This window comes from Streptomyces acidicola, from assembly GCF_009377235.1.
In the GTDB taxonomy this organism is placed as follows: domain Bacteria; phylum Actinomycetota; class Actinomycetes; order Streptomycetales; family Streptomycetaceae; genus Streptomyces; species Streptomyces acidicola.
Window position 1 is genome coordinate 1 of the sequence record NZ_VMNX01000320.1, and the last position, 8,435, is coordinate 8,435.

Consider the following 8,435-nt stretch of genomic DNA (forward strand, 5'->3'; position numbering starts at 1 on the left):
GGGCTCAGGGGGACGAGCGCGGCGGGTGGCCGCGTGTCCGGTTACGCACAGGGGATGGCCAGAATGCTATCCGTACAAGTGATCGCACGCATGGTGAGGGGCCAAAACCGTGGCGTCCCCGTTATCTCGCGGAACGTTACGTCGCGGAACAGGATCAACGGGTCCCGTTCGCCGCGAACTTCGCGACCTTCTCGACATTCTGTTTCGTGACGAAGGCGGGGCCGGTGAGCACAGGGGCCTCTCCGCCGCCGCTGACGTTGCCGTTGAACCTGTAGAGCCAGAGCGCGTCGACCGCGAGGTAGCCCTGCAGATAGGGCTGCTGGTCCACCGCGAACTGCACCTTTCCGTCCTGCACGGCCTTCACCAGGTCGTCGTTCAGGTCGAACGTGGCGATCTTCGCCTTGCTGCCGGACTCCTTCACCGAGTCGACGGCGGCGAGCGCGAACTGGGCGCCGTTGAGGATGACTTCGTCGATACCGGAGTCCTGCCTGAGCTTCGCGGCGATGACGGAGGTCACGGCGTCCATGTTGGTTCCGTCGACGTAGAGGTTCTCGGTCTGGCCGCTGAAGGTCTTCTTCACTCCGGCGCAGCGGGCCTCCACGGCGACGTTGCCGCGCTCGTGGACGACGCACAGGGCGCGCTTGGCCTTCAGGTCGTCCAGCTTGTCGCCGAGGGCGCGGCCGGCGACGCTCTCGTCCTGGCCGAAGTACTCCAGCAGGCCCTGCGACCGCCAGGCGTCGATACCGGAGTTGAGGCCGACCACCGGTATGCCGGCCGCCTGGGCCTGGTCGACGGCGGCCTTCATGGCGTCCGGCCTGGCGAGGGTGACGGCTATGCCGTCGACGCGCTCGCCGATCGCGTCGCGCACCAGCCCGGCCTGCCCCGCCGGGTCGGCGTCGCTGGCGTACGTCAGCTCGATGTTGCCCTTGGCGGCCGCGGCTTCCGCGCCCTTCTTCACACGCTCCCAGAACTCGTCGCCCTCGGCCCCGTGGGTGATCATCGCCACCTTGATCCGGGCTGTGCCCGCCTTGCCCGCCGTGTCGGAGCTGTCGGAGGCCGACCCGCCGGATCCGGAGCAGCCTGCCGTGAGGAGGCCGACGACGACCACGGCGGACGCCAGGGCGGTGGCGCGGGGGTGTCTGGTCGAACCGTGGGGGGTGGGGGACGTGTTCATGAAGGTGTGGCACCTCGCTGTGCGACCGAGCGGAGGAAAGGGGAGGGCAAAGCCGACACGCGCACCGAGTGACGCGCGTCGGCTTTCAGGCTTTCACTGGCCGTGAGCCAACCGTGTGTGACGCCTGGTAGTCAAGTGACCAATCAACTGGGATGACAGAGCCCGGCCAGCTCTCTGGCCTCACGGGATTCCCTCTGGCATGTGCCACTGTCGTCTACTGTGACATTCCAGGCGCGAGTGGCCCACGTTGCCCGCGGGCCCGCTCCGGCCCCCCGCTTCACCCTCTGTCCGGAATCCGTACCGTGCCGCCGCTCACCCTGATCCGGTCGGCGGTGGCCGGAGTGGCCGCGACGGGCGGGACGTTGGCGGCCGTCAGAGCCGGAGCGTGGCCGGGCTCGCCGCCCCGGGGTGTGGTGCGCACGACCTGGCTCGGCGGCAGGGGCGTGCCGTGGCTCAGCTGTTGCCACATCAGGTCCAGGGCCTGCTGGTAGTAGAACCCTAGGGGCACGTACCGGTTGTCGTACCCGGGTGCGGTCGAGTCGGCGTGGTGGGCGTGAGTGACCTCCACATAGCGCACCGTGCCGTGCCCTTGCTCCGCACGGGAGTTGAGCCCCAGGTAGGGGCGTGAGCTGTGGTTGACGGGAACGCGGGCGTCGTCGCGGCCGTGCACGACCAGCGTGGGCTTGCCGTGCAGGTCGCCGGTGCGTCGGGTGCCGTCCAGTCCTTCGGCGACCCGGCGCGCCCACGCCTGCTCCTCGCTGGGGGCGTTCGCACGCGGGAAGGCCAGACGGAGGACGCAGCGCTCGCCGCGCAGGTTGTAGTCGTGCGTGCCGTCCGGTCCCAGGGACTTGGCATCGGCGACGGGCCCGCCCGGTGAGTTCTCGTCGATCAGCACGCCGGGCGCGGGGGCCCGGCCCGGACTCGTGGCGAACGCGGCGGCGAGTTCCGCCCTGCTGTACGGGGCGGGCCTGCCCGAGGAGTCGGTGCGGGCCCAGCCGTAGCCGCACAGCGAGTCGGTGACCGAGGCGCGGGCGAAGCTCATGGCGTACGAGGCGGGGGTCCCCGGATCGTAGTGGGCCGCCTGCAGATAGGAGGATTGCGGTTGGAAACCGATACGGACGAGCGCCTCCTGGGCGAGCCGGGGCAGCCCGTCCTGGCCCACCCGGGCGGCGTCGCGGCGTGTGATCAGGCGGGGGTCGTCGCCGACCAGCGCGGCGCAGCGGCGCCTCGCGGCGGCCGGGTCCAGGTTTCCGTACCCGGGAGCGGCCGGCTCGGTGAGCGCCGCACACGGCTGGAGCAGTGAGGCGACGGAGTTGTACTGGAGCAGGGGCAGTCCCGCGGCGGATACGCGCCGGTCTCCCTCGCGGACCTCGACGCCGTTCAGCGGGGCGAGGTTCATCTGCGGCTCGGAGGCCACCACGGCGTCGACGAGGCCGTGCCGGTCGTCCTCGCCCGCGGCGATCGCGGCGCCGCCGCCGTTGGAGACCCCGGTGGCGAGGACGGTGGTGGTGGCCGGGGTGTAGCCGGCGGCGGGTACTCCCCGGCGGTGGTCACGGTTCAGCACGGCGAGCGTCAGTTCCACGGACCGCAGCACGTCACGGCCCCAGCCGGCCTGCGGATCGGTGCCGCTGTGCGCCATCTTGTAGGCCACCCGGAAGGGGCGCTCGGCGTCGAACCGCGCCCGTTCCTCCGCGCTGAGGCCCGCGTCGAAGGCGGCGCGGCCGCCGACGTCCGTCCGGGGCCCGGTCGTGCCGTCGTACGCCATCACGGTCCCGGAGTGCAGGTCGTCGAAGGCGGGCCCCATGCCCTTGTCGGTGTAGGCGACGGCGCAGCGCCGGTGCAGGGCCCACGCCCCGGCCGTGCCCACCATGTTGTACACACCGCCCAGTCCGGAGGCGGGCGCGGCGACCACGCACGGTCGGGCCCGGTCGAAGGCGTCGGGCACCTGGACCACGAAGCTCACACTGCGCGCGCCACGGCCCGCCACCGCGTGGTACTCGGTGCCCGCGACCTTGCCGTCCCCGGGCACGGGCCGCCCGCGGTCGACGTTCGCCCCGTACAGCCGCCCGAGGCCGCCGCCGTCGCCCGCCGACAGTCCCGCGGAGGTCCACAGCGCGCGGCGCCGCAGTTCGGTGGGCGTGGGGTGGTCCGGATCAGCGAAGCCGGGAGGTGTGGTGGCGCGGAGTCCCGCGAAGCCGAGGCCGCCGGTGAGCAGGTCGTCGGTACGACCGTCATACCGTGCGGACGTCAACTCCGTTATATATGGCGGAAGTTGAGGTGCGGGTACGGCCACGGCCGGCGAGGCCGTGCCGATCGGGGCGGCGGTGACCGCCAGGGCGCAGGCGAGCAGCAGCGGAAGTCCGCGGGGCATGGGTGGGGTCCTCCTCACAGCGGCAGCGCACCCGTGGCGAGTGCCGCCGCCGTCATCACGAGCGTCGTGCCGAACGCCCAGCGGAAGATGAAGCGCTGGTGTTCGCCGAGTTGTACGCCGGTCATGCCGACGAGGATGAACGTGGACGCCGTGAGCGGGCTGAGCGGGAAGCCGGTCGTCATCTGACCGAGGACGGCGGCGCGGGCCATCTCGGCGCTGTCGGTGCCGAAGGCGTCGGCGGTTCCGGCGAGCACGGGCAGGATGCCGAAGTAGTAGGCGTCGGGGGTGAAGACGAGGCTGAGCGGCATGCTGGTGACGGCGACGAGGACCGGCAGGTGCCCGCCGAGTCCGTCGGGGATGACGCCGACCATCGCCTCGGCCATCTCCCCGATCATCCCGGTGCCGCCGAGGATGCCGGTGAACACGCCCGCCGCGAAGATCATGGAGGTGACGAGGACGACGCTCTTGCTGTGCTTCTCCAGCAGTGCCTGCTGGTCCTCCCAGCGCGGGTGGTTGACGAGCAGCGCGATGACGAAGGCGAGCACGAACAGCACGGGCAGCGGCATGGTTTCGAGGACGAGCAGGACCAGCAGGGTGAGGGTCAGCACCAGGTTGAAGACCGTCAGCGCGGGGTGCCGGGCGGCCGTCACACGGGGTGTGCCGGGGCCGTCGCCCACCGGTTCCGGGACCTCCGTGCGCTCCTCGGGCGCCAGTTCGCCGAGCCTGCGACGTTCCCGGCGGCCGATGAGGTACGCGGCGAACAGCACCCACGCGATGCCCGCGCCCAGGGCGGGCAGCAGGGGCGTGATGATGTCGGACGTGTCGAGCTTCAGCGCGGCGGCCGCACGTGCCGTCGGACCACCCCAGGGCACCAGGTTCATCAGGCCCGCGCCGAGACAGACGATTCCGGCGAGCACCAGACGGCTCATCCCGAGGCGCCGGTAGACGGGCAGCAGGGCCGAGACGGTGATGAGGAACGTCGAGGCGCCGTCCCCGTCGAGCGCGACGCAGATGGTGAGCACGGCCGTGCCCACCGCGATACGTACGGGATCTCCCTTGGCGGCCTTGAGGATGGCGCGGATCAGGGGTTCGAAGAGCCCGGCGTCGATCATCAGGCTGAAGTAGAGGACCGCGAACGCGATCATGATGCCCGTGGGCGCGACCTGGGTCAGCCCCTTGAGCGCCATCGGCCCGATCTCGTCGGCGTGCCCGCTCGCCAGCGCGGCGAGCACCGGCAGCAGCACCAGGGCCACCAGGACCGACACGCGTTTGGTCATGGTCAGGAGCAGGAAACCCCCGATGGTGCAGAAGCCCAGTGCCGCCAGCATGATCCGCCCACTTCCTAGTCCGGCCGGTGTTGCCGATGAGTTTCGGAGCGGTGAAAGATCCGCGTCCAGCATTGAACACAGATCTGTCCATGCGTTTAGCGCATCAGTTCCCTACGGCGGCCCGCACGCCTACGCTCCCGGCCATGGACGTCACCCTGCGCCAACTCGCCGCCTACGCCGCGGTGGCCCGGGCCGTGAGCTTCACCGCGGCCGCCGCCGAGATGCACGTGTCCCAGTCGTCGCTGAGCCGGGCGGTCGCCGACCTGGAACGCACGCTCGGCATGCGGCTGCTGGAGCGCGACACCCGTAATGTGCAGCTCACTCCGGCGGGCGCGGAGGCGTTGCGCGTGGCGGACCAGATCCTCGCCACCCATCGCGCCGGGCTCGCCCAGCTCGGCCGGTACGTGACCGGTGAACGCGGCACGGTGGCGCTGGCGACACTGCCCTCCCCCGCCGCCGTCCTGCTGCCCCCCGTGATCTCGGCCTTCCGGGACCGCCGCCCGGAGGTGACCATACGCATCCTGGACGGCCTGGAACGCTTCGTCCTGGAACGGGTCGTGGACGGGGACGCCGACTTCGCGGTGACGACGGTGGCCCGCCCCCGCACCCCCGGCATCGAACTCCGGCCGCTGGTCCGGGACCGTTTCGACGCCGTGCTGCCCGAGGGACATCCGCTGGCCGAGCGGGACGAGGTGACCTGGCAGGAACTGGGCGGCGAGCCCTTCCTGGCGGTGGGCACGGACTCCAGCGTGCGCCGCATCACCGACGCGGCGTTCGCGCAGGCGGGCGTCGAGGCCCGGCCCGCGGCCGAGGCCGGGAGCGTGGCCACGGTCGGCGGCCTGGTGGCCGCCGGGCTCGGGGTCTCGGCCATGCCGGCGCTCGTGCACCCGCTGGTGGCGCCCGGAAAGTGGGTACGGCGCCCGCTGGTGGACCCGGTGGTGGAGCGGCAGTTGTACGTCGTCCTGCCGGTACGGCGGAGCCTGCCGCCCGGGGCGCGCGCCTTCCTGGAGCAGCTGGACGAGTTCCGGGCCTCGGGCCACGAGCTGCCGAAGGGGGTTTCGTGGGAGTCGGAGGAGGCCCCGGCTCCCTCCGGCCGCGCAGGGACGCCGCCCCCGCCGACCGATGCGGTATCCGCATGAATTGATCCCCGTTCCTTGCTGGACGCGCATACGACCCACCCCGCAGCCTGAACTGCATGGACGACCGCAACGACGAGCGCGGCAGCGCACGGCAGGGACAGTTGACGGGCCTGAAGGTGGTGGAGTTCGCCCACGTCGTGGCCGGACCGCTCGCCGGGGCGATGCTCGCCGACCAGGGGGCGCACGTGGTGCACGTGGAGCCGCCCGGCGCGGGGGACGCGGCGCGGGCGATGGGGCCGAAACGGGACGGGGTCCCCCTCTGGTTCAAGGTCGCGGGCCGCAACAAGCGGTCGGTGACGCTGGACCTGCACCGCGAGGAAGGCCGGGAGGTGGCCCGGGACCTGGTGGCCTGGGCCGATGTGGTCATCGTGACCCTGCGGGCCGGGCGGCTGCGCAGCTGGGGCCTGGACTGGGAGGCGGTCCACGCGCTCAACCCGAAGGCCGTACTGCTGCAGATCTCCGGTTTCGGCGCCACCTCGTCGCGGGCGGACGCCCCCGGCTTCGGCAAGATGGGCGAGGCCCGCAGCGGGGTGGTGCACCTGACCGGCTTCCCGGACGGGCCGCCCGTGCACACCGGCTTCTCGCACGGGGACGCCGTGACCGGTCTGATGGGCGCGTACGCGATCCTGGCCGCCCTGCACCGCCGCGCCACGGACCCGGAGTTCGACGGCGAGTGGATCGACCTCGCGCTCTTCGAGCCGCTGTTCCGGCTGGTGGAGTGGCAGGTGATCGCCCACGACCAGCTGGGCGACGCCCCGATGCGCGCGGGCAACCAGCTGGCTGTGGCCCCGGCCGCCGTGATCAACACCTACCGCAGTCGCGACGGCGACTGGCTGACCGTCACCTCCGCCACCCTGCGGTCGGTACGCAACGTGGCCCGGCTGCTGGGACTGCCGGACGAGGAGTTCGCCACGACTGAACAGCAGCACGCCGGCCGCGAACGCCTCGACGAGGGCCTGCGCGCCTGGATCGCCGAGCGTCCCACCGCCGAGTGCCTCGCGGAGTTCGAGCGCGCCGAGGTGGTGGCCTCCCGCGTCTTCGACGCCGCGGACATCGCCGCGGACCCTGTGTACGCCGAACGCGAGGACATCATCACCGTGGACGACCCCGACCTCGGCCCCGTACGCATGCAGGCGGTGATCCCGCACTTCCGCCAGGCCCCCGGCGCGGTGTGGCGCACCGGCCCGGCGCTCGGCGCGGACAACGACCTCGTCTACGGCGAGTGGCTCGGCATCGACGACAAACGGCGGGCGAAGCTGGAGGAGTCGGGTGTCATCTGAGGCGGGGAGTGAGGTGAGGAACGAGGTGCGGACCAGGGCGGGGAGTGAGGTGGGGACCGAGGGGTCGTACGACGGTCGCGTACCCGCCCGTGCCCCACTGCGCTCGCTCCTCTTCGTCCCCGGCAACCGCACGGGCTGGCTCACCAAGGCCGAAGCGGCGGGCGCCGACGCGGCGATCCTGGACCTGGAGGACGCGGTACCGGACGACGCGAAGGCGGCGGCGCGGGCAGAGGTGGCCGAGGCCGTGTCCCGGTCGTACGACGGCGGGATGCGACTCCTCGTCCGCGTCAACGCACTGAACAGCACGGCTGGTTGGGCGAGCGCCGACGAACTGCGCGCGGTGGCCCGCCCCGGCCTGTACGGCATCGTGCTGCCCAAGGTGTCGAGCGCCGACGACATTCGTCTTGCCGACCGTCTCCTCTCCTGGTGCGAGCACGAACACGGCCTGCCCCAGGGGCACTTCGCGCTCGTCCCGCTCCTGGAGACGGCACGCGCGCTGCGGGAGGCGTACGACATCGGACGGGCCGCCGCCCGCGTGGCCCACCTCGGCGCGTTGACCGCGCCGGGGGGTGACGTCGAGCGTGCCGTCGGCTACCGGTGGAGCGCCGACGGCACGGAGACCCATGAACTCCGCGCCCGCGTCCTCCTCGACGCCCGCGCCGCGGGTTCCCCGCACCCGGTGTCCGGTCTGTGGGCCGACCTCGCCGACCTCGCGGGCCTGCGCCGCTTCGCCGAGCAGAACCGTGCGCTCGGTTACGACGGAATGATGGTGATCCACCCGTCGCACGTCGCCATCGTCAACGACGTGTTCTCTCCCGGCGAGGACGAACTCGCGCGCCACGAGCGGCTGATCGCGGCGGTGGAGAGGGCCCAGGCCGAGGGTTCCGGCGCGATCCGCTTCGAGGGCCGCATGATCGACGAGGCGATGGCGGCGGCGTCCCGCGACGTCCTCGCGCGGCATCGCGGCGTGTCCGGAAGCGCGGGAGCGTAGGGCGGCTGCCGAGCGGCCGCCCGCGAGAGTCTCCGCTGCGACGGCTCCGCCCAGGCTGACGGGTTGTCGGGGAAAGTCGCCGGGGGCTTCGCCCCCGCCGCCCCTACCCGTCCCATCCCCAGGGGCTCCGCCCCTTCGACCCCGCCAAGGGG

6 protein-coding genes are annotated in these 8,435 nt (G+C 72.3%); 3 read left to right on the forward strand and 3 right to left on the reverse strand.

Features of this window, described 5'->3' with window-relative positions; all coding sequences use genetic code 11:
* Nucleotides 1-154 precede the first annotated feature (154 nt).
* From FPZ41_RS42080 to FPZ41_RS42090, 3 genes are all read right to left on the reverse strand, one after another.
* Nucleotides 155-1,174 carry a substrate-binding domain-containing protein gene (locus tag FPZ41_RS42080; protein ID WP_152869624.1) on the reverse strand — a complete coding sequence of 340 codons (1,020 nt, stop codon included), beginning with the start codon at nt 1,172-1,174 and terminating at the stop codon, nt 155-157.
* 277 nt (nt 1,175-1,451) lie between these two features.
* On the reverse strand, nt 1,452-3,545 hold the full coding sequence (locus tag FPZ41_RS42085) for a 3-hydroxybutyrate oligomer hydrolase family protein (protein ID WP_152869626.1): 2,094 nt from the start codon (nt 3,543-3,545) through the stop codon (nt 1,452-1,454).
* 14 nt (nt 3,546-3,559) lie between these two features.
* Nucleotides 3,560-4,873 carry a CitMHS family transporter gene (locus FPZ41_RS42090; RefSeq protein ID WP_194236404.1) on the reverse strand — a complete coding sequence of 438 codons (1,314 nt, stop codon included), beginning with the start codon at nt 4,871-4,873 and terminating at the stop codon, nt 3,560-3,562.
* A 143-nt stretch (nt 4,874-5,016) separates the two neighbouring features.
* On the opposite strand from FPZ41_RS42090, the gene FPZ41_RS42095 reads away from it, so the two are divergent.
* From FPZ41_RS42095 to FPZ41_RS42105, 3 genes are read left to right on the forward strand one after another with little or no spacing between them, the layout of a single operon-like run.
* Nucleotides 5,017-6,012, forward strand: coding sequence for a LysR family transcriptional regulator (locus tag FPZ41_RS42095; protein ID WP_152869630.1), 996 nt, complete (start codon nt 5,017-5,019; stop codon nt 6,010-6,012).
* A 56-nt stretch (nt 6,013-6,068) separates the two neighbouring features.
* A complete protein-coding gene (locus FPZ41_RS42100) occupies nt 6,069-7,292 on the forward strand; it encodes a CaiB/BaiF CoA transferase family protein (RefSeq protein ID WP_152869632.1) in 1,224 nt (407 codons plus the stop codon).
* A gap of 49 nt (nt 7,293-7,341) precedes the next feature.
* Nucleotides 7,342-8,283, forward strand: a complete 942-nt coding sequence (locus FPZ41_RS42105) for an HpcH/HpaI aldolase/citrate lyase family protein (RefSeq protein ID WP_322621425.1) — start codon at nt 7,342-7,344, stop codon at nt 8,281-8,283.
* Nucleotides 8,284-8,435 lie beyond the last annotated feature (152 nt).